This is a genomic window from Caballeronia sp. LZ035 (assembly GCF_031451175.1).
Taxonomy (GTDB): Bacteria; Pseudomonadota; Gammaproteobacteria; order Burkholderiales; family Burkholderiaceae; genus Caballeronia.
Genome location: NZ_JARUXS010000004.1, coordinates 656,190 through 677,562, shown reverse-complemented (window position 1 = coordinate 677,562; position 21,373 = coordinate 656,190). Strand labels below are relative to the sequence as shown.

Annotated in this window: 18 protein-coding genes; 5 read left to right on the top strand and 13 right to left on the bottom strand. The window is 64.9% G+C overall.

Annotated elements, in window-relative coordinates; translation table 11 throughout:
• Positions 1 to 225 precede the first annotated feature (225 nt).
• The 3 genes from dnaG to QCE88_RS33385 all read right to left on the bottom strand — a co-directional run bounded on the left by dnaG (position 226) and on the right by QCE88_RS33385 (position 4,093).
• Positions 226 to 2,106 carry a DNA primase gene (gene dnaG, locus QCE88_RS33395; protein WP_309909635.1) on the bottom strand — a complete coding sequence of 627 codons (1,881 nt, stop codon included), beginning with the start codon at positions 2,104 to 2,106 and terminating at the stop codon, positions 226 to 228.
• 19 nt (positions 2,107 to 2,125) lie between these two features.
• A complete protein-coding gene (locus QCE88_RS33390) occupies positions 2,126 to 2,572 on the bottom strand; it encodes a GatB/YqeY domain-containing protein (protein ID WP_309838653.1) in 447 nt (148 codons plus the stop codon).
• Positions 2,573 to 2,866: 294 nt separating this feature from the next.
• On the bottom strand, positions 2,867 to 4,093 hold the full coding sequence (locus tag QCE88_RS33385; RefSeq protein WP_309909634.1) for an NAD(P)/FAD-dependent oxidoreductase: 1,227 nt from the start codon (positions 4,091 to 4,093) through the stop codon (positions 2,867 to 2,869).
• Between the two features lie 111 nt (positions 4,094 to 4,204).
• On the opposite strand from QCE88_RS33385, the gene tsaD reads away from it, so the two are divergent.
• Entirely contained in the window at positions 4,205 to 5,233 is a 1,029-nt protein-coding gene (gene tsaD / locus QCE88_RS33380; RefSeq protein WP_309909632.1) for a tRNA (adenosine(37)-N6)-threonylcarbamoyltransferase complex transferase subunit TsaD, read from the top strand.
• A gap of 6 nt (positions 5,234 to 5,239) precedes the next feature.
• On the opposite strand, the gene QCE88_RS33375 is transcribed toward tsaD, so the two are convergent.
• On the bottom strand, positions 5,240 to 5,878 hold the full coding sequence (locus tag QCE88_RS33375; protein WP_309909630.1) for a glutathione S-transferase N-terminal domain-containing protein: 639 nt from the start codon (positions 5,876 to 5,878) through the stop codon (positions 5,240 to 5,242).
• Positions 5,879 to 5,902: 24 nt separating this feature from the next.
• On the bottom strand, positions 5,903 to 7,144 hold the full coding sequence (locus QCE88_RS33370; protein WP_309909629.1) for an MFS transporter: 1,242 nt from the start codon (positions 7,142 to 7,144) through the stop codon (positions 5,903 to 5,905).
• 104 nt (positions 7,145 to 7,248) lie between these two features.
• Between QCE88_RS33370 and QCE88_RS33365 the strand changes: the two genes are divergently transcribed.
• A complete protein-coding gene (locus QCE88_RS33365; RefSeq protein WP_309909628.1) occupies positions 7,249 to 8,166 on the top strand; it encodes a LysR substrate-binding domain-containing protein in 918 nt (305 codons plus the stop codon).
• A 56-nt stretch (positions 8,167 to 8,222) separates the two neighbouring features.
• Here the strand turns inward: QCE88_RS33365 and folE2 are convergent, their stop codons facing one another.
• The 4 genes from folE2 to QCE88_RS33345 form a co-directional block, all read right to left on the bottom strand.
• Positions 8,223 to 9,029: a GTP cyclohydrolase FolE2 gene (gene folE2 / locus QCE88_RS33360; RefSeq protein ID WP_309909626.1), complete on the bottom strand. Its 807-nt coding sequence runs from the start codon at positions 9,027 to 9,029 to the stop codon at positions 8,223 to 8,225.
• A gap of 151 nt (positions 9,030 to 9,180) precedes the next feature.
• Positions 9,181 to 11,097 (bottom strand): 1-deoxy-D-xylulose-5-phosphate synthase, encoded by a 1,917-nt coding sequence (dxs, locus tag QCE88_RS33355; protein ID WP_309909624.1) that lies wholly within the window; start codon positions 11,095 to 11,097, stop codon positions 9,181 to 9,183.
• A gap of 95 nt (positions 11,098 to 11,192) precedes the next feature.
• Positions 11,193 to 12,080, bottom strand: a complete 888-nt coding sequence (locus QCE88_RS33350) for a farnesyl diphosphate synthase (protein ID WP_309909623.1) — start codon at positions 12,078 to 12,080, stop codon at positions 11,193 to 11,195.
• On the bottom strand, positions 12,077 to 12,415 hold the full coding sequence (locus tag QCE88_RS33345; RefSeq protein ID WP_309909622.1) for an exodeoxyribonuclease VII small subunit: 339 nt from the start codon (positions 12,413 to 12,415) through the stop codon (positions 12,077 to 12,079). The genes QCE88_RS33350 and QCE88_RS33345 overlap by 4 nt, the downstream gene beginning before the upstream one ends.
• Before the next feature lie 312 nt (positions 12,416 to 12,727).
• Here QCE88_RS33345 and QCE88_RS33340 point away from each other — a divergent pair, with 312 nt between their 5' ends.
• Positions 12,728 to 13,834 carry an aromatic ring-hydroxylating dioxygenase subunit alpha gene (locus QCE88_RS33340; protein ID WP_309909620.1) on the top strand — a complete coding sequence of 369 codons (1,107 nt, stop codon included), beginning with the start codon at positions 12,728 to 12,730 and terminating at the stop codon, positions 13,832 to 13,834.
• Positions 13,835 to 13,936: 102 nt separating this feature from the next.
• On the opposite strand, the gene QCE88_RS33335 is transcribed toward QCE88_RS33340, so the two are convergent.
• Positions 13,937 to 14,197, bottom strand: coding sequence for a PepSY domain-containing protein (locus QCE88_RS33335; RefSeq protein WP_309909619.1), 261 nt, complete (start codon positions 14,195 to 14,197; stop codon positions 13,937 to 13,939).
• 138 nt (positions 14,198 to 14,335) lie between these two features.
• On the opposite strand from QCE88_RS33335, the gene QCE88_RS33330 reads away from it, so the two are divergent.
• Complete coding sequence (locus QCE88_RS33330; RefSeq protein ID WP_309909617.1) at positions 14,336 to 15,205, top strand: sulfurtransferase; 870 nt, start codon at positions 14,336 to 14,338, stop codon at positions 15,203 to 15,205.
• A gap of 6 nt (positions 15,206 to 15,211) precedes the next feature.
• Here QCE88_RS33330 and QCE88_RS33325 read toward each other — a convergent pair whose 3' ends face one another.
• The 3 genes from QCE88_RS33325 to polA all read right to left on the bottom strand — a co-directional run bounded on the left by QCE88_RS33325 (position 15,212) and on the right by polA (position 20,583).
• Positions 15,212 to 16,087 (bottom strand): dienelactone hydrolase family protein, encoded by an 876-nt coding sequence (locus QCE88_RS33325; protein ID WP_309909616.1) that lies wholly within the window; start codon positions 16,085 to 16,087, stop codon positions 15,212 to 15,214.
• Positions 16,088 to 16,289: 202 nt separating this feature from the next.
• Positions 16,290 to 17,660 carry an NAD(P)/FAD-dependent oxidoreductase gene (locus QCE88_RS33320; RefSeq protein WP_309909614.1) on the bottom strand — a complete coding sequence of 457 codons (1,371 nt, stop codon included), beginning with the start codon at positions 17,658 to 17,660 and terminating at the stop codon, positions 16,290 to 16,292.
• A gap of 184 nt (positions 17,661 to 17,844) precedes the next feature.
• Complete coding sequence (polA, locus tag QCE88_RS33315; RefSeq protein WP_309910999.1) at positions 17,845 to 20,583, bottom strand: DNA polymerase I; 2,739 nt, start codon at positions 20,581 to 20,583, stop codon at positions 17,845 to 17,847.
• 1 nt (position 20,584) lies between these two features.
• Here polA and QCE88_RS33310 point away from each other — a divergent pair, with 1 nt between their 5' ends.
• On the top strand, positions 20,585 to 21,334 hold the full coding sequence (locus tag QCE88_RS33310; RefSeq protein WP_309821083.1) for a TIGR00730 family Rossman fold protein: 750 nt from the start codon (positions 20,585 to 20,587) through the stop codon (positions 21,332 to 21,334).
• Positions 21,335 to 21,373: the final 39 nt, after the last annotated feature.

Genomic DNA, 21,373 nt, shown 5'->3' with positions numbered 1-21,373 from the left:
TTTCGCAACAGATATCGCCGTGAAAACTGCCCGCTCAGCCAGCGCCGTCGTGTGCTCCGCGTGCCGCCTACTGTTCCCATGGCCCGCTAAAAGCCGTTCGAATACCCCTTCGAATGCCCTTTTTCAACCGCTCTACTGATGTTGCGCCGTGGGCGTTAAACAACAGTCCTGCGACACAAGCAGTTGACAAAAAGCACTTCCATTTGAACTTTTAATTATAGCATTTCACTTTCCGCTATCCGGGCTGGCGACACGCCCGGCCTTGATCTGCGCAACCCGTGCAGAAAGGTCCGAAAACTCCGCCACTTCTTCCGCCGACAAGTTCGCTTGCCGCGCCAGTTGATCCAGCCGGGCGCGATAGCTGTCGTGTTTCAGCTTCACGACGGTTGCCTGCAACTCCTCGGCAAGCAGACGCTTCTGTTCCTCGACCCGCTGTGCCGCGTCCTCGTCGGATGGATCGCGCAACAGCAAATCGCGAACGTTTTCATCATAGGCGAGAATTTCCTGGAAGATATCTTCGTACGTGGCCGCATTTGCTGCATTTCTCAAGACGTCCGAGAGCATCTGGAACTCAGCCTCACCACCCAGTTCACGCGCGTGCCCGATCACTTCGCTGAACAATTCGCCGTGTTCGGTCATGGTGACGAGCGTGCGCTCGCTGTCCTGATCGAGCGCCACGCCAATGCCCGGATACATCACCAGGTTGCGCAATGCCCGCTGTTCCTGGCCGGTCACCCGGCGGCGCTCGCTTTTCGGCACGTTCGCGCGGGCCACGGCGGCCGCGCGCGAATCGATGTCGCACAGCGCGGCAATCTCCGTGAACGGCGTGCTCAGCCGGTCCGCGAGCATGTGCAAAATCTGCACGCGCAGCGCGTTCGCGGGCAACGCCTGAAGCAGCGGCTTGGCGTCGAACAGCGCCTTCGCGCGGCCTTCGGGCTGCTCCAGCTCCTTGTCGTTCAGCACCTCGTTCAGCAAAAACTGCGACAGCGGCATCGCGCGATCGACCTGCTCGCCGAAACCATCCGTGCCGAACTCGCGGACGTAGCTGTCCGGGTCGTGCTCTTTCGGCAGGAACAGGAACTTGATCGTCCGATTGTCGGCCGCGTGCGGCAGCGCCGCTTCCAGCGCGCGACGCGCGGCGCGGCGTCCGGCCGAATCGCCGTCGAAGCTGAACACCACGGTATCAGTCTGGCGAAACAGCTTTTGCACATGAACCGGCGTACACGCGGTGCCGAGCGTCGCGACCGCGTTGGCGAAGCCGAGCTGCGCCAGCGCGACGACGTCCATATACCCTTCGACGACCAGCACGTAGCCCAGTTCACGCACGGCGAGCCGCGCCTCGAACAAGCCGTACAGTTCGCTACCCTTGCTGAAGAGCGGCGTCTCGGGCGAGTTCAGATACTTGGGCTCGCCGCCGTCGAGCACGCGTCCGCCGAAGCCGATCACATTGCCCTTCACATTCCGGATCGGGAACATCACGCGTTCGCGGAAGCGGTCGTAGCGGCGCGCCTGCCCCTGCGAATCGGTCTTCTCACTAACGATCACGAGGCCCGCTTCGACCAGGTTCTCATCCCGATAATCGGTAAATGCGGCTTCGAGGTTCTGCCATCCGTCCGGCGCGTAACCGAGGCCGAAGCGCGCCGCCACCTCGCCCGTCAGCCCGCGCTTCTTGAGATACGCAATGGCATTCGGCGCGCCCCGCAACTGCTTGCGATAGAAATCGCAGGCGGTCTGCATGACGTCGGTGAGCGCGACGCTGACGGCCCGGCTCGGCGCGCTCTCGCCGTTCGACCCGCCGCCGCCACGAAACGATGGCTCTTGCGGCACGGTGAGTCCGGCGCCTTGCGCGAGATCCTTGACGGCTTCCGGGAAGGTCAGGCCGGTGTGTTCCATCAGGAAGCCGATTGCCGTGCCATGCGCGCCGCAGCCGAAGCAGTGATAGAACTGCTTGGTCGGGCTGACCGTGAACGACGGGCTCTTCTCGTTGTGGAACGGACAGAGGCCCATGAAGTTCGCGCCGCCCTTCTTCAACTGGACGTAGCGGCCCACCACGTCGACGATGTCGACGCGGTTGAGCAGGTCTTGCAGGAAAGCGTGAGGAATCACCGGGCAGTCGGCAGCTGATTTACTTGGCGAGCGCCGCCTTCACCTGTGCCGAGACGGCCGTCATGTCGGCCTTGCCGGCAAGCTTCGGCTTCAGCACGCCCATCACCTTGCCCATGTCCTGCGGACCGGCCGCACCGCTTGCCGCGATGGCGGCCTGCACTTCGGCGGCGATGGCGTCGGCGGAAAGCTGTTCGGGCATGTACGCGGACAGGATGGCGAGTTCCGCCTTTTCCTTGTCGGCGAGATCGGTGCGGCCCGCGCTTTCGAACTGGCTGATGGAATCCTTGCGCTGCTTGATCATCTTGTCGATGACGGCCGTGATGGCGGCGTCGTCGAGTGTGACGCGATCGTCGACTTCACGCTGCTTGATTGCCGCGAGCAGCAGCCGAATCGTGCCGAGGCGCTCGGTTTCGCGCGCGCGCATGGCAGTCTTCATGTCGTCGTTGATCTGGTCCTTGAGGCTCATCGTTCACCCGGTGCAATTGCGATAAATGGCGGTAACTGGTTCCGGCTGGCCCGGCGATGCCGTGATCGTGAAAGCAAAAACCCGCTTGGGAACGCATCCTCAAGCGGGACTTTTCTGCGGGCCATTCCGGGCCGCGGCAAGGCGTGCTGCAACGACGCTCCCGCGTGCCAGCCAGAGCGGAGGGCTTCCTCCGATGTCCGGTTGAGTATAGCAAACGGGTTCGCGTTTCGAGACTCGCCAAAACCCCCGTTCCGGAACAATTGACCGGCTTTCCGCGCGGCCTTCCGAAGGTGCTCAACCGCCCGTCGCCGCGCCGCGCGCATGTTCCGCCGCCGCCTGGCCTGCCGCGACCCCCGAGGCCCACGCCCACTGGAAGTTGTAGCCGCCGAGCCAGCCGGTCACATCGACCACTTCGCCGATGAAAAACAGCCCGGCGACGCGCGCGCTCATCATCGTCGCCGACGACAGCTCGCGCGTATTCACGCCGCCGCGCGTCACTTCCGCCTTGCGATAGCCTTCGGTGCCGCTCGGCGTCAGCGTCCAGTTCGACAGCGAAGCGCCAAGCGCGCGCAACGTGCGGTCGGGGAGATCGGCGAGACGGGCATCGAGGGCGACCTTGTGCGCCGCGAGCCACGCCTGCGCGAGACGCGCGGGCACCTGCGCGGCCAGCAACGTGCCGATCTGCTTCTTCGAGCCGGCCTTGGCCTCGAGCAGCATGGCGGTGGCGTCGATGCCGGGCAGCAGGTCGATCTCGACCGGCTCGGACGTATTCCAGTAACTCGAAATCTGCAACACGCCCGGCCCGGACACGCCGCGATGCGTGAGCAGCAGGTCTTCGTCGAACTCGCCGCGCGTCTTGCCCTTGCCCGCGCCGATGCGCACCGGCAGCGACAGCCCCGACAGCGCCGCGAACGGCTCCCAGTCGGTCGACGTGAAGGTGAGCGGCACGAGCGCGGGCCGGGTCTCGACGAGCGTGTGGCCGAACTGTTTCGCCACGCGGTAGCCAAAGTCCGTCGCGCCGATCTTCGGAATCGAGAGCCCGCCCGTCGCGATCACGAGGGCCGTCGCGCCAAGCGCGCCCGCGTTCGTGTCCAGCGTGAAGCGCGCGCCGTCGTGACGAATCTCGTGGACCGTCACCGGGCGCCGCCACGTCACGCCGCCTGCGTCGCACTCGCGCTTGAGCATGTCGATGATCGTTTCGCTGGAGTCATCGCAGAACAGCTGGCCCTTGTGCTTTTCGTGCCATTTCACGCGATGCTGCTTGAGCAGCGCGAGAAAGTCGCGCGGCGTGTAGCGCGCCAGCGCGGAGCGGCAGAAATGCGGATTCTCCGAGAGAAAGTTGGCTGGCTGCGCGTGGCTGTTGGTGAAGTTGCAGCGCCCGCCGCCGGAGATGCGGATTTTTTCGGCGAGGCGCGCGGCGTGGTCGATCAGCACGACGCGGCGCCCGGACTGCGCGGCCACCGCCGCGCACATCATGCCGGCCGCGCCCGCGCCGATGACGGCGATATCGAAGGATTCCATGGCGCGCATTCTAACCGCTGCGCCGGGCCACCTCCGGGCCACCTCCGGGTCACGGAACGCGCGCGGGCCGCCGCTGCTATACTTTTTTGTTCCCTCCGACGTCTCACTCCCATGCTCGTTCTCGGCATCGAAAGCTCCTGCGACGAAACCGGCCTCGCCCTCTACGACACCGAACGCGGCCTGCTGTCGCACGCCCTTCATTCGCAGATCGCGATGCATCGCGATTACGGCGGCGTCGTGCCGGAACTGGCGTCGCGCGATCACATCCGGCGGGCGCTGCCGCTGCTCGAAGAGGTGCTGAAAGAGTCGGGCGCGGCGCGCGACGACATCGACGCCATCGCGTTCACCCAAGGTCCGGGGCTCGCGGGCGCGCTGCTGGTGGGCGCGAGCGTCGCCAATGCGCTCGCGATGGCGTGGGACAAGCCGACTGTCGGCATTCACCATCTGGAAGGGCATCTGCTGTCGCCGCTGCTGGTGGCGGAGCCGCCGCCGTTTCCGTTCGTCGCGCTGCTGGTGTCGGGCGGTCACACGCAGTTGATGCGCGTGACCGATGTCGGCGTCTACGAAACCCTCGGTGAAACGCTCGACGACGCCGCCGGCGAAGCCTTCGACAAAACCGCCAAGCTGCTCGGCCTCGGTTATCCGGGCGGCCCGGAAGTCTCGCGGCTGGCCGAATTCGGCACGCCGGGCGCGGTTGTGCTGCCGCGTCCGATGCTGCATTCCGGCGACCTCGACTTCAGCTTCAGCGGGCTCAAGACGGCCGTGCTGACGCAGAGCCGCAAGCTCGGCGCCAATGTGTGCGAGCAGGGCAAGGCGGACCTGGCGCGCGGTTTCGTCGATGCCGCCGTGGACGTGCTGGTCGCGAAGTCGCTCGCCGCGCTGAAGAAGACCGGCCTCAAGCGGCTCGTGGTGGCGGGCGGCGTCGGCGCGAACCGGCAACTGCGCGAAGCGTTGTCGGCGGCGGCGAAGAAGCGCCGCTTCGACGTCCATTACCCCGACCTCTCGCTCTGCACCGACAACGGCGCGATGATCGCGCTCGCTGGTGCGTTGCGCCTGTCGCGCTGGCCGGAACAGGCCGTGCGCGACTACGCGTTCACCGTGAAGCCGCGCTGGGACTTGTCCTCGCTGGCGCGTGCCTGATTCCGCTTATCGCGGCGGGTTGAACGGCTGCACGATCGATTCGAACACCGGCAGCGTTTCGCACCGGTCGCTGTGGGCGATCAGCGCGGGCCATCTTGTCGACGTAAAAATCTCCGGATGCGCCTCGCGCGCGAAACGCAGCGCGCAGGCGACGGCGATATCCGCGTGGCCGATCGCATCGCCGAACCAGAACGCCGCCGGACGCACGGCGCGATCCGCTTCCAGTGCATTCAGCACGCGCTCGACCTGCCCCGTGCAACGGTCGAGCCAGGTCTGCGACCGCTCCTTGTGCAACACGCGTTCATAGACCAGCGCGACGGCCTTGTCGGCCAGGCCGGTGGCCAGCGCGCAGATCTTCAGCGCGTGACGCCGTTCCGGCCCCTCCGCTGCGATCAGCGCGCGCGCCGCGCCGGCCTGCTCGTCGAGATAGTCGAGGATCATTGCGCTTTCGATCAGCACGTCGCCGGAATCGAGCACGACCGTCGGCACGCGGATCAGCGGATTGAACGGCGCGATCTTGTCGGCGTCGCCGAAGACGGACCACGGACGATGCTCGACCGCCATACCGTAGAGACTCGCCGCGATGGCGACGCGCCGCACGAACGGGGAATCGTATTGGCCGATCAGGATCAAGGTGCGCTCCACGGATGTTTTTGTCGGACGGTCAGTTTAAGCGCGCGCGGGCCTCGGGAACAACGGCCACGCGAGCGACGCGCAGATGCCCGCTACGAGCCAGACCAGCGGCCAGGAGCCCAGCGCGAGCACATGCGGAATGGCGAGCGGCGTCAGGAAGAAGCCGACGAACACCGCCGTGTTCGCCATGCCGAGCGCCGTGCCGGCGCGCGCGGTGCCTGCGAGCGTCGCGAGCTCGGTATAGGCCACGCCGTGCCACGCGGACACGCACACGCCCGCCAGGATCAGCAACGCGGCCAGCAGCACCGGCAGATGGACCGCGCCCAGCGCCGTCGCGAGTCCCAGCACGACGAACGACGCACACGCGACCACCGTGGACATCTTCAGGTAAGCGCGGCGATTTCCATGGCGGTCGGTATGCCGCCCGCTCCAGACGCGCATCCCGATGGCGCCAAGTTGCAGCGCGCCCATCGTCGCGCTGATCGCGGTCACGCCGAAACGCGCGGCGTCGTGCAGGAAAATCGTCGCGAAACTCAGCACCGCGAATTGCGCCACGCACAGCACGCCGATGCCCAACACGACGCGCCATACCTGCATGTCGCGCAAAGGCGTGCCTTGGGCGGGCCGGACCTTGCCCTGCGTTGGCTTGTGCTGCGCGAGCGGCGGTTCGTGAAGCCAGCGCCACGCGAACGCGCCCGACAAGAGGCACATGGCGGCGAGCACGCCGAAGACCGCTGAAAACCCGTGCGTCGACGCCAGCCACGGCAGCACCGCCGCCCCGATGCCGCCGCCGAGCGGCACAGCCGTCTGGCGAATGCTCATCGCAAGGCCGCGTTCGCCTTCGCCGAACCACGCCATCACGGCGCGCCCGCTCGAACCGTTCACGCTGCCGCCGAGCAGCCCGAGGCCGCACATCGCCGCGACCAGCCATCCAAAACTCGCCGTGGCGGGCGTGGCGAACAGGGCCATCGCGATGAGCGCCGCCGCTGTAGTAAGCAGGCCCGTCAGCAGCACCGGCCGATCGCCCCAGCGGTCCGTCAGCACGCCCCACGGCAGTTCGGACAACGCGACGCCCAGTCCCAGCGCGCCCAGCACCACGCCCAACTGGCCGTTGGTGAGGTGATACGCCGAGCGGACCCAGACGGCGGTCGTCGGAAAGCCCGTCGCCGCCGCCGACACGCTCGCGTTGGCCGCGACGCCCACGCCCAGGACTTTCCAGCGATGCCGGCCGTCGAGAACGGGCGACTTGATCGAATTCGATACCCAGGAAATATCCATGACGCAGTCCGGAGGAAGTTTGACTGCGACCAGTCTGAAGGCTTAGGATCATCCTGAAAATCGCAAAGTTTTTCACCATCCATTCAGATAAACAGGATGATTCCATGGGCCAGACGACTTTCGACCTCGCCGTGCTGCGCAGTTTCGTCGCCGGCATGGATCTGGGAAGTTTTGCGCGGGCGGCGGACCGCGTCGGCCGCTCGACCTCGGCGGTGAGCGCGCAGATCCGCAAGCTGGAAGAACAGGCCGGCACGCCGCTGTTTCGCAAGGCGGGCCGCGGGCTGGCGCTCACGGATGCCGGCGAAGTGATGCTCAACTACGCGCGACGCCTCGTCGAACTGAACGACGAAGCGGCCGTCGCGGTGCGCGGCGTCGATCTCGAAGGCTGGATCCGGCTCGGGCTACAGGAAGATTTCGGCGAAGTGGTGTTGCCGGACGTTCTGGGACGTTTCGCGCGCGCGCATCCGAAAGTGCGCATCGAGGCGCGCGTCGCACGGAATACCGAGCTGCTGGAACGCATCGACGGCGCACAGCTCGATCTCGCGCTCGTCTGGGGCGCGGCAGGCGTCAGCGACGAGAGCCAGGCAGCCAATCTGCCGCAAGCGATCGCCGCCCCGGCGATGCGCTGGATCGTGTCATCAAGCGTGCCGTGGCATTTCGACCTCGACGAACCGCTGCCGCTGATCGCCTTCGACCGTCCGTGCCTGTTCCACAGCGCGGCCGCCGCGGCACTCGACCGCGCCGGCATCCGCTGGCGCGTGGCGTTCACGAGCCCGAGCCTGTCGGGATTATGGGCAGCTGCCGCAGCCGGCCTCGGCGTCACGGTGCGCACGAGCTACGGCCTGCCTGCGACCGTCCGTCCGCTCGACGCCGAGGAGGGCGGCTTGCCCGCGCTGCCGTCCATTCCGCTCGCGCTGCATCGCGCGTCGGGTATCGGCTCGCCACTGGTCGAGCGGCTGGCGTCGCTGGTGGTGGAATCGGTGCGGGAAGCGCATGTTTCGTCGGAAACTGCGTTCGCATAAGAAAGAGCCGGTGCGAAGACCGGCTCTCAGGAAGACGTTGTGCGAACGATCAACGATCAGGCGTCGCGGCGCTTGTCGCGCTCGATTACCGCATACGCGCTGTGATTGTGGATCGACTCGAAGTTTTCGGCCTCGAGCGTGTACGCAACAATGCGTTCATCGGCATTCAGGCGCGTGGCGACATCGCGCACGAGGTCTTCGACGAACTTCGGATTTTCATACGCCCGCTCGGTGACGAACTTCTCGTCCGGGCGCTTGAGCAGGCCCCACAACTCGCACGACGCCTCTTCCTCCGCGATGCGGATCAGTTCTTCCACCGCCACTTCGCCCGCCAGTTCGGCCGTGATGGTCACGTGCGAACGCTGGTTGTGCGCGCCGTATTGCGAGATCTTCTTCGAGCACGGGCACAGGCTCGTCACGGGCACGAGCACTTTCATCGACAGGCGGGTTTCGCCGTCGCGCCGTTCTGCAATGAAGGTCGCCTCGTAGTCGAGCAGACTCTGCACGCCGGACACCGGCGCGGTCTTCATGACGAAGACCGGCAGGCTCACTTCGATGCGTCCCGAATGCGCTTCGAGCTTGGTCAGCATGTCGGCGAGCAGCGTGCGCAGCGTGGCCTGATCGAGCGGCTCGCGATTGTCTTCGAGCAGCGCAACGAAGCGCGACATGTGCGTGCCTTTCTGGTCGGCGGGCAGATGCACGTCGAGATTCCACACGCCGACGCTCGGCTGCACGCCGTTCGCCGTGCGCACCGACAACGGATGCCGCACGCCCTTCACGCCGACGCGCTGAATGACGATCTGACTCGTGTCGGGCTTGCTCTGGACGTCCGGCATCACGAAGGCGCGGTTCATCTGGTTCATATGGTATGTCATTATGCGCCGCGCGTCATGACCACGCGGGCGGTTCGATGCTTGAAGCGCACACGGCGCGGATTGGAGCCCGCGCCGTGTGTGAAAGTGATCAATGAAGCGATTCGTATCGTACGGCGCGCCCCGAGCGCGCCGTACTGTTTCAGGCGACGCGCTTGGTCAGCTTGTCCGCCTGCTCGCTTTCGACGGCGTCGAGAAAGCGTTCGCGAATCGAGCGGGCGATGCCGGCCGCGTCGAGGCCCACGCTCGCCAGCAGCTTCGCGGGATCGCCATGATCGATGAACACGTCCGGCAGACCGAGTTGCAGCACCGGCTTCAGCACGCCGCCCGCAAGCAGCGCTTCGACGCAGGCCGAGCCCGCGCCGCCCATGATCGTGCCTTCCTCGATGGTGACGATGGCGTCGTGCGTGGCAGCGAGCTCGCGCAACAGGTCGGCGTCGACCGGCTTCACGAAGCGCATGTTCGCGACGGTGAGATCAAGCTCCCCGGCCGCGACCAGCGACGGCGCGACCATCGTGCCAAAAGCGCAGATGGCAATGCGCTTGCCCGAGCCGAGCTTCTGCGACGACTCGCGGCGCATCTCGCCCTTGCCCACCGGCAGCGCGGTCATCTGCTTGACGGTCGCGACACCGGCGCCCGCGCCGCGCGGATACCGCACGGCCGTCGGGTTGGATTGCTGCAACGCCGTGTAGAGCATCTGACGGCATTCGTTCTCGTCCGATGCAGCCATCACCGTCATGTTCGGGATGCAGCGCAGGAACGCGAGGTCATAGTTGCCCGCATGCGTGGCGCCGTCCGCCCCGACCAGGCCCGCGCGGTCGATGGCGAACACCACCGGCAGATTCTGCAGCGCGACGTCGTGGATCAGCTGGTCGTACGCACGTTGCAGGAAGGTCGAGTAGATCGCCACGACCGGCTTCATGCCGTCCGCCGCCAGGCCGCCCGCGAAGGTCACCGCGTGCTGCTCGGCGATGCCGACATCGAAATACCGTTCCGGGAAGCGCTGTTCGAACTCGACCATGCCCGAGCCTTCGCGCATCGCCGGCGTGATGCCGACCACGCGCGAATCCTGCGCCGCGGCGTCGCACAGCCATTCGCCGAACACCTGCGTGTAGGTCTTCTTCGAAGGCGCCGTGGACGGCTTGATGCCTTCGGCCGGATTGAACTTGCCCGGGCCGTGATAGAGCACCGGATCGGCTTCGGCGAGCTTGTAGCCCTGGCCTTTCTTCGTCACCACGTGCAGGAATTGCGGACCGCGCAGTTCCTTGATGTTCTGCAATGTGGGGACCAGCGAATCGAGATCGTGACCGTCGATCGGGCCGATGTAGTTGAAGCCGAACTCCTCGAACAGCGTGGCCGGCACGATCATGCCCTTCGCGTGTTCTTCCAGCTTGCGCGCGAGGTCCAGCATGGGCGGCGCGGCGCGCAGCACGCGCTCGACGCCTGCGCGCGCGGCAGCGTAGAAACGCCCCGACATCAGACGCGCGAGATGCCGGTTCAGCGCGCCGACCGGCGGCGAGATCGACATGTCGTTGTCGTTGAGGATGACGAGCAGCGGCAGGTCGTCGGCGACGCCCGCGTTGTTCATCGCCTCGAAGGCCATGCCGGCGGTCATCGCGCCGTCGCCGATCACGGCGATGGAATAGCGGTTGTCGCCCTGCAGCTTGTTCGCGACCGCCATGCCGAGCGCCGCCGAAATCGACGTGCTCGAATGCGCGGTGCCGAAGGTGTCGTACTCGGACTCGGAGCGGCGCGGGAAGCCGGAGATGCCGCCCAACTGCCGGAGTCCGGACATCCGGTCGCGGCGGCCGGTGAGGATCTTGTGCGGATAGGTCTGATGGCCGACATCCCAGACGATGCGGTCAGCAGGGGTATCGAACACATAGTGCAGCGCGATCGTCAGCTCGACGGTGCCCAGATTGGACGACAGATGCCCGCCCGTCTGCGAGACGCTGTCGAGCACGTAGGCTCGCAGCTCGTCGGCTAGCGGTTGCAGTTGACGTCGATCGAGGGCACGCAAATCGGCCGGATCGTCGATGGATTTCAGCAGGTCGTACATCGTCGTCCCATTTTAGGAAAACTGGCGTGATTCGTTCAGCGCGATGCTTCCGGGTTGGCTCGCTCGCGCCGTGGGGTTCGTCACGCGTTCAACAATCAATTCACCCGGTTCACAACCAGGTCTGCAAGCTCGGCCAGCCGCTGGCCGCGCGGGCCGAATGGCTGGATGGCGCCGTGCGCGTCGCGGCCGAGTTGCGCCGCGAGTTCGCGCGACGCGTCGAGACCGATGATCGACACGTAGGTCGGCTTGTCATGCTGCGCGTCCTTGCCCGCCGTCTTGCCGAGCGTGGCGGAGTCCGCGGTGACATCGAGGATGTCGTCGACCACCTGGAATGCGAGGCCGACCGCGGCGGCGTATTGATCCAGCGCCGCGAGCGCCTCTGCGTCCGGCGTGGCGCCCGCCAGCGCGCCCATGCGCACCGACGCACGCAACAACGCGCCTGTCTTCTTGCGATGCATGGTCTCGAGCTCCGGCCGCGACAGCTTGCGCCCGACGCTTTCGAGGTCGATGGCCTGCCCGCCCGCCATGCCGAGCGAACCGCTCGCGACCGCCAGCTCGCGCACGAGCGCGGCTTGCTGGCTATCGTTCAGACCGTTGCCGGCCGCGGTCAGCGCAACAAAGGCCTGCGATTGCAGCGCGTCGCCGACCAGCAATGCCGTCGCTTCGTCATATTGGATGTGTACCGTGGGCTTGCCGCGACGCAATGCGTCGTCATCCATGGCGGGCATGTCGTCATGCACCAGCGAATACACGTGAATCATTTCGAGCGCCGCGCTGGCCGCTTCCACCGCCTGCGCGCTCGCGCCGGTCAGTTCGCCGGCCGCATGGACCAGCAGCGGACGCACACGCTTGCCGCCGCCAAGCACGGCATAGCGCATAGCTTCGTGCAGACGCGCCGGCGCGATATCGGTACCTGGCAGATAGTGCTCCAGTGCCGTCTCGACGCGGTCGAGCGTGCCACGCATCCATTGTTCGAAGGTCATAGGTCGTCGTCCCCGTCGTCTTTCATTGCACCCTGGGTGGCGCGCTGTACCTCGGCGGGCAGCGGCTTGAGCGTCTCGCCGTCGAGGACGCGTACTTGCTGCTCGACTTTTTCGAGCTGTTGTTGGCAAAACCCTACAAGCGCCGCGCCGCGACGGTACGCCGCAAGCGACTCCTCGAGACTCAGCGCGCCCTCTTCCATGCGCGCCACGAGCAATTCGAGTTCGCTCAGCGCCGCTTCGTAATTCTCCGGAAGCCGCGCGGCGTCCGCGCCGGGCGCTTCGGCGCCACTCGCGCCGGTGACCTCACTTGTGTCCTGAACAGCGGTTTTCGCCATGAATCGTGGATGTGCAATTTAATTTTTGGAGCCAAGTCGCACATTCTACGGCAAAAGACAAAATTTCGACCCGCATCCGGGCTATCCGGAACTGCTAACAGTGCTTTGCCGCATCGTTCGTGAATTCGCTGGCGGATTGCGAAACGTGCGCGCCCGCGACGCAATCGCGCGGAACTCCCGGCACAATTTATACCCAAATCAAGACCTTAAGCTCCCCAAGGAAGGGGATTTCGGTATAATCGCGGGCTCCCTAAATCGAATCCATCGATGGTTGGGTTGTTCACTGCTTTCACGTTTTCATCGGGAGTGGGAATGTCCAATCTGAGCAATGCATTGCAGCTCAAGGCTGTTCATAGCCAGCTGCCAGTCACGGCTTACTTTGACGAAGCGCTTCTGACGCGCGAACTCGACATACTTTTCAAGCAGGGTCCACGCTATATCGGGCACGAACTCATGGTGCCGGATGCGGGAAACTATTTCGCGCTTCCGGGTGAAGGCGAAGGGCGCGTGCTCGTTCGTAATCAGCAGAACAATATCGAATTGCTGTCGAATGTGTGCCGCCATCGCCAGGCCATCATGCTCAATGGCCGCGGCAGCGCGGACAACATCGTCTGCCCGCTGCACCGCTGGACCTACGACCTCGACGGTCAGCTGCTCGGCGCGCCGCATTTCGCGGACAAGCCCTGCCTCAACCTCGGCAAGACCTCGCTGCAGAACTGGCAGGGGCTGCTGTTCGAAGCGGAGGGCCGCAACGTCGCCGCGGATCTCGCGAGGCTTGGCACCGCCCGGCATTTCAACTTTTCGAACTTCATGTTCGATCACGTTGAAGTGCATGAGTGCAACTACAACTGGAAGAGCTTCATCGAGGTCTATCTCGAGGACTATCACGTTGCGCCGTTCCATCCGGGACTCGGCAGCTTCGTGTCGTGCGACAACCTCGAATGGGAATTCGGCGACTGGTACAGCGTCCAGACAGTCGGCGTCCACAAGAATCTCGAGAAGCCGGGCAGCCCGACGTATCGCAAGTGGCATGACGAAGTCCTGCGCTTCCGCAACGGCACGCCGCCCGAATTCGGCGCGATCTGGATGGTGTATTACCCCGGCCTGATGATCGAGTGGTATCCGCACGTGCTGGTCGTGTCGTGGCTGATCCCGCAGGGCACGCAGAAGACGCGGAACATCGTCGAGTTCTATTACCCCGAGGAAATCGCGCTGTTCGAACGCGAGTTCATCGAGGCCGAGCGCGCCGCGTACATGGAAACCGCGCGCGAGGACGACGAGATCGCCGAACGCATGGACGCCGGCCGCCGTGCGCTGATGTCGCGCGGTGAGAACCAGGTGGGCCCGTATCAGAGCCCGATGGAATCCGGCATGCAGCACTTCCACGAGTTCCTGCGGCATCAGCTCGGGACGATCTGAACGTCCCGACGCAAGCTTCGGAATGACACATGGCCCGATCGGCGTAAGCCGGTCGGGCCATGCGTTTTCTGCGCGGCCAACGGGCAGCCGCGCAGTCCGGCGTCAGTGCTTCGGTTCGCTCTTGGTGATCGCACCCGAATGCGGATCGACGTGCAGTTCGTAGATCCGTCCGCCCTTGGTAGCTTCGCCTTCCCAATGACCATCGTCGGCCTTCAGATAGGCGTTGGCATAGCCCTGTTGCGTCAACTTCTGAATGGCCTGTTCCTTTGGCATCCAGTCAGCGCCGGGGGTATCGGCGAATGCGGTGTGAGCGGCCAGCATGGTGGCCGTCGCCAGCAAGACCCGCAGTCTGGTTGTTTTCATTGAAGCCTCCGTCGTATGAATACCGGACGCAGGCGCAAGATCCACACCGCACCGTCCCTCAAAACGGTGACGATCCACCCCTCATGTGTTTAGACTGACGTCTCCCCTTGCCCAACGAGCGTCGCTCCAGGAGCCGCCATGCAGCACACCCACTACACCACGCTCATCTCCGCCGCGAACCTCGCCGACCGCCTCGCCGCCGCGCCCGGCAGCGTGCTGGTCTTCGACTGCCGCTTCGACCTCGCGGCACCCGACGCAGGCGCAGCCGCCTACGCCGCCGGCCACATTCCGGGCGCGCATTACCTGCATCTGGATCACGATCTGTCCGGCGCGAAAACCGGCACGAACGGACGGCACCCATTGCCCGAGCGCGCGGCGCTCGTCGAAAAACTGGCGGGCTTCGGCCTCGATGAAGGACGCCAGGTCGTTGCCTATGACGCACAGGGCGGCATGGTTGCGGCGCGTCTCTGGTGGCTGCTGCGCTGGCTGGGACATGATTCCGTCGCGCTGCTCGACGGCGGCCTGAACGCCTGGGAAGCCGCTGGACAGCCGCTGGACAGCGCCGTGCCGGCACGCACGCAAGGTACGTTCAAGGCGGCAGCGCCGTTGCAGGTGACCATTGACGCAGCGGCCATCGAGCGCAGTATCGGCACCCGCGATCATCTGCTGATCGATGCCCGCGCCGCCGACCGCTATCGCGGCGAGAACGAAACGCTCGATCCCGTCGGCGGCCACATTCCAGGCGCGCTGAATCACTTCTTCAAGAACAACCTGAACGCGGACGGCCGCTTCAAGTCCGCGCACGATCTTCGCGAGGCCTTCGGCACGCTGATCGGCGCGACTTCACCCGACCGCATCGTGCTGCAATGCGGCTCGGGCGTGACGGCGTGCCACAACGCCCTCGCGATGGAGATCGCGGGGCTGCACGGCGCCGCGCTCTATCCCGGCTCGTGGAGCGAATGGAGCGCCGATCCGGGCAGGCCCGTCGCGACCGGCGCGACGCCCTGAAAGGTCTTATCGGACGCCGTGCTCGCGGAACCACGCGAGCGCGCGCTTCCAGGCGTCTTCCGCGTCCGCCTTGCGATAGCTCGGCCGGTAATCCGCGAAGAACGCGTGTGGGGCGTCGTCGTACACGACGAATTGCGAGTTGCGGGCGGGCGGCGGATCGTTGGCAAGCGCCTGCTTCATCTGCTCGATGGTGTCCTGCGGAATGCTCTGGTCCTGCCGGCCGTACAGCCCGAGCACCGGCACCTTGAGCCCGCTGGCGAGATCGAGCGGATTGGTGGGCGTGTTCTCCGTCTTGTTGCCGACGAGCCGTCCATAGAACGCAACCGCTGCTTTCAGCGACGGATTGTGTTCCGCATAGAGCCACGAGATGCGTCCGCCCCAGCAGAAGCCGACGATGCCCACGCGCTTCGGATCGCCGCCATGCTCGCCCGCCCACTTGACGGTCTGATCGATGTCCGAGATCACCTGCGCGTCCGGCACCTTCGACACGAGTTGTTCGTTGAGCTGCTGCATCGACTTGTAGGCCGAGGCGTCGCCCTGACGCGTGTAGAGGTCCGGCGCGATCGCCAGATAACCCTGCTTCGCGAAGCGCCGGCACACGTCGGCGATGTGCTCGTGCACGCCGAAGATCTCATGAATGACGATGATGACCGGCAGATGCGTCTTGCCCTTCGGCTGCGCGCGATAGGCCGGCACGAGCGTGCCGTCCGCACCGCGCACGCCGATCGCGCCGGCTTCGAGGCCGTCGCTGTCGGTATGGATGGTTTGCGCGGAGACCGGCAGCACCGCGGCCGCGAAGCCGGTGCCGATGCTTGCCTTGATGAAGGTACGGCGATTGAACGGGACGTGCGGAATGAGGCTGTCGACTTCTGGGTCTAGCATACGTGGCTCCCGCGGCGAGGCCGTCGCATTGCGCTTGCAGTGTCAATGCGCGGCACGGATCCTTGAAACCGCGCGACGTGCTCAAGGCTGCACGCGGCGCGGCGCTGCACGACGACGAACGTGCGCTTCGGAAAAAGCGCGCCGCTCATTCTAAACAGCTTTGAACGAACGACGCAGCGCTTCTATTCCAAACCCGTGCACATCAATGCAGCTTCACACGCGGTGCAGTAGAGCGGCGCAGCCAGTGCGCGATGGTATCGAGCACCATGCGTGCATAGCCGTGCAGCGCGGCGACATGCAGCCGGTACAGCGACATGTACATGAAACGCGCGAACAGCCCTTCGATCAGCATGTTGCCGCCGATCAGCCCGCCCATCAGGTTGCCGACCGCGCTGTAATGCCCGAGCGACACCAGCGAGCCGAAGTCGCGATAGGTGTATTCCGGCAGCGGCTTGCCTTGCAGCAGCCGCTCGAACGATTTGAACAGGAAGCTCGCCTGCTGATGCGCGGCCTGCGCGCGCGGCGGGACATTGCGCTCGTTGCCGGGCCACGGACACGCGGCGCAGTCGCCGAGGGCGAAGATGTTGTCGTCGATTTCGGTTTGCAGCGTGCGGCGCACGTTCAGCTGGCCGAGACGGTTGGTCGGCAGGCCGTCCAGGTTGGTGAGAATGGCGGGCGCCTTGATGCCTGCCGCCCACACCGTGAGGTCCGCGCGAATCATCTTGCCGCTCGCCGTGTGGATCGAGTCCCGGCCCACGTGCGCGACGGTTTCGCCGGTCATGAGCTTCACGCCGAGCTTGGTGAGCAGTTCGGCGGTCGCGGTGGAGACACGCTCCTGCAACGCGGGCAGCACGCGCGGTCCCGCTTCGATCAGCACGATGCCGATGTCGTGTTTCGGGTCGAGCTTGTGCAGGCCGTAGGCGGACAGCACCTGCGCCGTGTTGCGCAGTTCCGCCGACAATTCCACGCCGGTCGCGCCGGCGCCGACGATCGCCACCTGGATGCGCGGCACGGGATCGACGCCCGGCGGGTCTTCGGCTCCGGCTTCGTCCACGCCCGCGGCCACCGGCTCGGGCGCGACGTGTTCGGCGCGGATGCACGCCGCAATCAGCCGCTTGCGAAACAGTTCGGCCTGCCCGACGGTATCGAGCGCGATGGAGTTGGCTTGCGCGCCGTCGACGCCGAAGAAATGCGTCGTGCTGCCGATGGCGATGACCAGCGTGTCGTATTCCAGGTCGCGTTCCGGCAGGAGTTCGCCAAGTTCCTCGTCGCGCAGCGCGCCGATCCTGATGCGCCGGTTCGCGCGGTCCAGTCCGATCAGATCGCCCTGTTGGAACTCGAAGCCATGCCACAGGGCTTGCGCCGCGTATTCGAGTTCCTGCGTGAACGGATCCATGCTGCCCGCCGCGACTTCATGCAGCAGCGGCTTCCAGATATGCGTCGGATTGCGGTCGACCAGCGTGATTTGCGCTTTCGGCGGCGTCTTGCTGTCCGTGCTGCCGAAGCGGTCGCCGAGACGCGTCGCGAGTTCGAGGCCGCCGGCCCCTCCGCCGACGATGATGAAGCGATGCATGGAACTCTCCCTGTGTTTTTTATGACCGGTCGGCTGTCGTGCTTGTTTCCTCGATGAACAACGGATTGTGCGCGAGGCCCGATGACAGTCACAAGCGCGTCGATGACATGCCGGGCATACGCGTTCGAAGCAGCATAGGCCTTCGCGCGGCTCGTGTCAGCAGGCCTCGATGACGCTCACGGCGTCAGTGCGCCTCCTCCCAGTTGTTGCCGACGCCCACTTCCGCGATGAGCGGCACCTTCAGCTGCGCGACGCCGCACATCAGTTCAGGCAAGCGCTTCCTGACTTCTGGAAGCGCTTCCTCGGGAACTTCGAGCACGAGTTCATCGTGGACCTGCATGATCATCTTCGCACCGGTGCCCGAGGTTTCGAGCCAGTCCTGCACGGCGATCATCGAGAGCTTGATGAGGTCGGCGGCGGTGCCCTGCATCGGCGCATTGATGGCCGCGCGTTCCGCCGCCTGCCGGCGCGGACCGCTGCCGCCGTTGATCTCGGGCAGCCACAGACGCCGGCCGAAGACCGTCTCGACGAAACCATGCGCCTTCGCGGCGAGACGCGTGTTCTCCATGTAGGCGGCGACGCCCGGATAGCGCGCGAAATAGCGGTCGATATACAGCTTCGCTGCATCGCGCGTGATGCCGAGGTTGGAGGCGAGACCGAACGAGCTCATGCCGTAGATCAAGCCGAAGTTGATGACCTTGGCGATGCGGCGCTGATCGTTATCGACTTCGAGCGGCGTCACGCTGAACACTTCCGACGCGGTGGCGCGGTGCACGTCCTCGCCTTCCTTGAACGCGCGCATCAACGAGGCGTCGCCGGAAATGTGCGCCATGATGCGCAACTCGATCTGCGAATAATCCGCGGACACGATCTTGCGGCCCGGCGGCGCGATGAACGCTTCGCGAATGCGGCGTCCCTCGCCGGTGCGCACCGGGATGTTCTGCAGGTTCGGCTCATTCGACGACAGCCGCCCCGTCACCGCGACGGCCTGCGCATAGTTCGTATGCACGCGGCCGGTGCTGGCATTCACCATGCGCGGAAGCTTGTCGGTGTAGGTGGACTTGAGCTTCGACAGACCGCGATGTTCGAGCAGCACCTTCGGCAGCGGAAAGTCTTCGGCGAGTTTCTGCAGCACTTCTTCGTCGGTGGAAGGCGCGCCGCTCGGCGTCTTCTTCACGATCGGCAATTGCAGCTTCTCGAAGAATATCTGGCCGATCTGCTTCGGCGAACCGAGATTGAACTCGCCGCCCGCAAGCTCGTACGCCTGCGCCTGCAAATCGATGAGACGCTTTGCGATCTCGGTGCTCTGCGCATCGAGCCGTTCGCGGTCGATCAGCACGCCGTTGCGTTCCATCTTGCGCAGCACGCGCGACGTAGGCAATTCGATATCGCGATACACGCGCAGCAGCCCTTCTTCCTGCTGCACTTGCGGATACAGCGCGCGATGCAGACGCAGCGTGATGTCGGCGTCCTCGGCGGCATAGGCGGAAGCCTGTTCGAGCGGCACTTCGTCGAAGCCGATCTGCCCCGCGCCCTTGCCCGCGACGTCCTCGTACTTGATGGTCTTCACGCCGAGATGGCGCAATGCGAGGTTGTCCATGTCGTGCGGACGATGCGACTCCAGCACGTACGATTGCAGCAGCGTGTCATGCTCGACGCCGCGCATCTCGATGCCATAGTTCGCGAGCACCTGCTCGTCGTACTTCAGATGCTGGCCGACCTTCTTCTTCGATGCATCTTCGAGCCACGGCTTGAGCTTCGCGAGCACTTCGTCGCGCGGCAACTGCTCGGGCGCATCCGGCCCGCGATGTGCAACCGGGACATATGCCGCGTGACCCGGCTCGACCGAGAACGACATGCCGACGATCTGCGCGGTCAATGGATCGAGCGACGTGGTCTCGCTGTCGAACGACGTGAGCTCTGCTTCATTGATGCGCTTGAGCCAGGCATCGAACTGGTCCCACGTCTGCACGGTCTCGTAGTGATGCTCGATCTCGGTGACTTCGGCGGGCGGCGTGTCGCTCGGCCCTTCCACGGCATCAGCGATTTCAACTTCGCGCAGCCAGGTCTTGAAGCCATGACGCAGGAACACATCGCGCAGTTCATCGCGCGATTCGGGACGGCTGACGAGCGTTGCATCGATTGATTCGATCTGCGAGGCAAGGTCGCATTCCGTGTGTACGGTCACGAGTTTCCGGGCCATGGGCAGGAAGTCCAGAGCCTTGCGCAGATTGTCTCCTACCGCACCTTTGATCTCGCCCGCATGTTCTACGATGCCATCAAGGGTGTCGTATTGCGTGAGCCATTTGAGCGCAGTCTTGGGTCCGCATTTCTCGACGCCCGGCACGTTGTCGACCGTATCGCCGATGAGAGAAAGATAGTCGACGATGCGCTCGGGCGGCACGCCGAACTTGGCCTGCACGCCGGCACGGTCGAGCGTTTCGTTGGTCATCGTATTGATGAGGGTGACATGATCCGTCACGAGTTGAGCCAGATCCTTGTCGCCCGTCGAGACGATCACCTTCATGCCGCGCTTCTCGGCCTGCACGGCGAGCGTGCCGATGACGTCGTCAGCCTCGACGCCCTCGATCATGACGAGCGGCCAGCCAAGCGCGCGCACGGCAACGTGAATGGGTTCGATCTGCCTGGAGAGGTCTTCGGGCATCGAGGGCCGGTTGGCCTTGTACTCGGCGTACCAGTCGTCGCGGAAAGTCTTGCCCTTGGCGTCGAAAATGCACGCGCTATACTCTGCATTGATTTCGCGCCGCAAGCGCCGCAGCATGTTGATCATTCCATACAGTGCGCCAGTGGGACCGCCGTCGGGGCCTCGCAGGTCAGGCATCGCATGGTAGGCCCGGTACAAGTAACTAGAACCGTCGACCAATAGCAGGGTCTTACCTTCAAGACTGAGTTCTTCAGGCATTATGAACAAGAGAAAAGTGATTCCGAGTCTGCGATCGCTCGCAGATCAAGAGCGCGCGACAGCCAAGAAGGCCCGCGCATCGTGGCAGATGTTCACGATTATGGCAGAGTTTATCGAGGCAACCGAGTACCTCTCGGAGATCCGGCCTGCCATCAGCATCTATGGTTCGGCCCGTCTCAAACCCGAGTCGCCGTACTATCAGCGCACCATTGAAATCGCGCAGAAGTTCTCCGACGCGGGCTTCGCCGTGATCTCGGGCGGTGGCCCGGGCATCATGGAAGCAGCCAACAAGGGCGCGCATGCGGGCAAGTCGCCTTCGGTCGGTCTCAACATCGAATTGCCGCATGAACAGTCCGGCAATCAATGGCAGGACATCTCACTGCGCTTCCGTCACTTCTTCACGCGCAAGGTCACGTTCGTGAAGAACTCGGACGCGGTCGTGGTGATGCCGGGCGGCTTCGGCACGCTCGACGAACTCGCCGAAGTCCTCACGCTCATCCAGACGAAGAAGTCGCGTCACGTGCCCATCGTGCTGGTCGGCGCGGAGTTCTGGGCCGGCCTGCTCGACTGGTTCAAGAAGACGCTGCTGACCAACGGCGTGATCGGCGAGAAGGATCTCGACCTGATGCAGGTCATCGACGATCCCGATCAGGTGCTCGACGCCGTGCTGCGCTTCTACGAAGACCGTGAAGACGCGCCCGAGCAGCCCGCCGAAGGCAAGTCGGACGAAGACCGGATGTTCTATCTGTGAGATGGGTTGCGGGGCGAGCGCCGCTCGCCCCGATGCAAC

Bases quoted from the DNA above. Each gene is read 5' to 3' on its own strand.
- QCE88_RS33390 (WP_309838653.1), bottom strand. From the start codon at position 2,572: ATGAGCCTCAAGGACCAGATCAACGACGACATGAAGACTGCCATGCGC.
- QCE88_RS33385 (WP_309909634.1), bottom strand. From the start codon at position 4,093: ATGGAATCCTTCGATATCGCCGTCATCGGCGCGGGCGCGGCCGGCATG.
- tsaD (WP_309909632.1), top strand. From the start codon at position 4,205: ATGCTCGTTCTCGGCATCGAAAGCTCCTGCGACGAAACCGGCCTCGCC.
- QCE88_RS33370 (WP_309909629.1), bottom strand. From the start codon at position 7,144: ATGGATATTTCCTGGGTATCGAATTCGATCAAGTCGCCCGTTCTCGAC.
- QCE88_RS33365 (WP_309909628.1), top strand. From the start codon at position 7,249: ATGGGCCAGACGACTTTCGACCTCGCCGTGCTGCGCAGTTTCGTCGCC.
- folE2 (WP_309909626.1), bottom strand. From the start codon at position 9,029: ATGAACCAGATGAACCGCGCCTTCGTGATGCCGGACGTCCAGAGCAAG.
- dxs (WP_309909624.1), bottom strand. From the start codon at position 11,097: ATGTACGACCTGCTGAAATCCATCGACGATCCGGCCGATTTGCGTGCC.
- QCE88_RS33350 (WP_309909623.1), bottom strand. From the start codon at position 12,080: ATGACCTTCGAACAATGGATGCGTGGCACGCTCGACCGCGTCGAGACG.
- QCE88_RS33345 (WP_309909622.1), bottom strand. From the start codon at position 12,415: ATGGCGAAAACCGCTGTTCAGGACACAAGTGAGGTCACCGGCGCGAGT.
- QCE88_RS33340 (WP_309909620.1), top strand. From the start codon at position 12,728: ATGTCCAATCTGAGCAATGCATTGCAGCTCAAGGCTGTTCATAGCCAG.
- QCE88_RS33335 (WP_309909619.1), bottom strand. From the start codon at position 14,197: ATGAAAACAACCAGACTGCGGGTCTTGCTGGCGACGGCCACCATGCTG.
- QCE88_RS33330 (WP_309909617.1), top strand. From the start codon at position 14,336: ATGCAGCACACCCACTACACCACGCTCATCTCCGCCGCGAACCTCGCC.
- QCE88_RS33325 (WP_309909616.1), bottom strand. From the start codon at position 16,087: ATGCTAGACCCAGAAGTCGACAGCCTCATTCCGCACGTCCCGTTCAAT.
- QCE88_RS33320 (WP_309909614.1), bottom strand. From the start codon at position 17,660: ATGCATCGCTTCATCATCGTCGGCGGAGGGGCCGGCGGCCTCGAACTC.
- polA (WP_309910999.1), bottom strand. From the start codon at position 20,583: ATGCCTGAAGAACTCAGTCTTGAAGGTAAGACCCTGCTATTGGTCGAC.
- QCE88_RS33310 (WP_309821083.1), top strand. From the start codon at position 20,585: ATGAACAAGAGAAAAGTGATTCCGAGTCTGCGATCGCTCGCAGATCAA.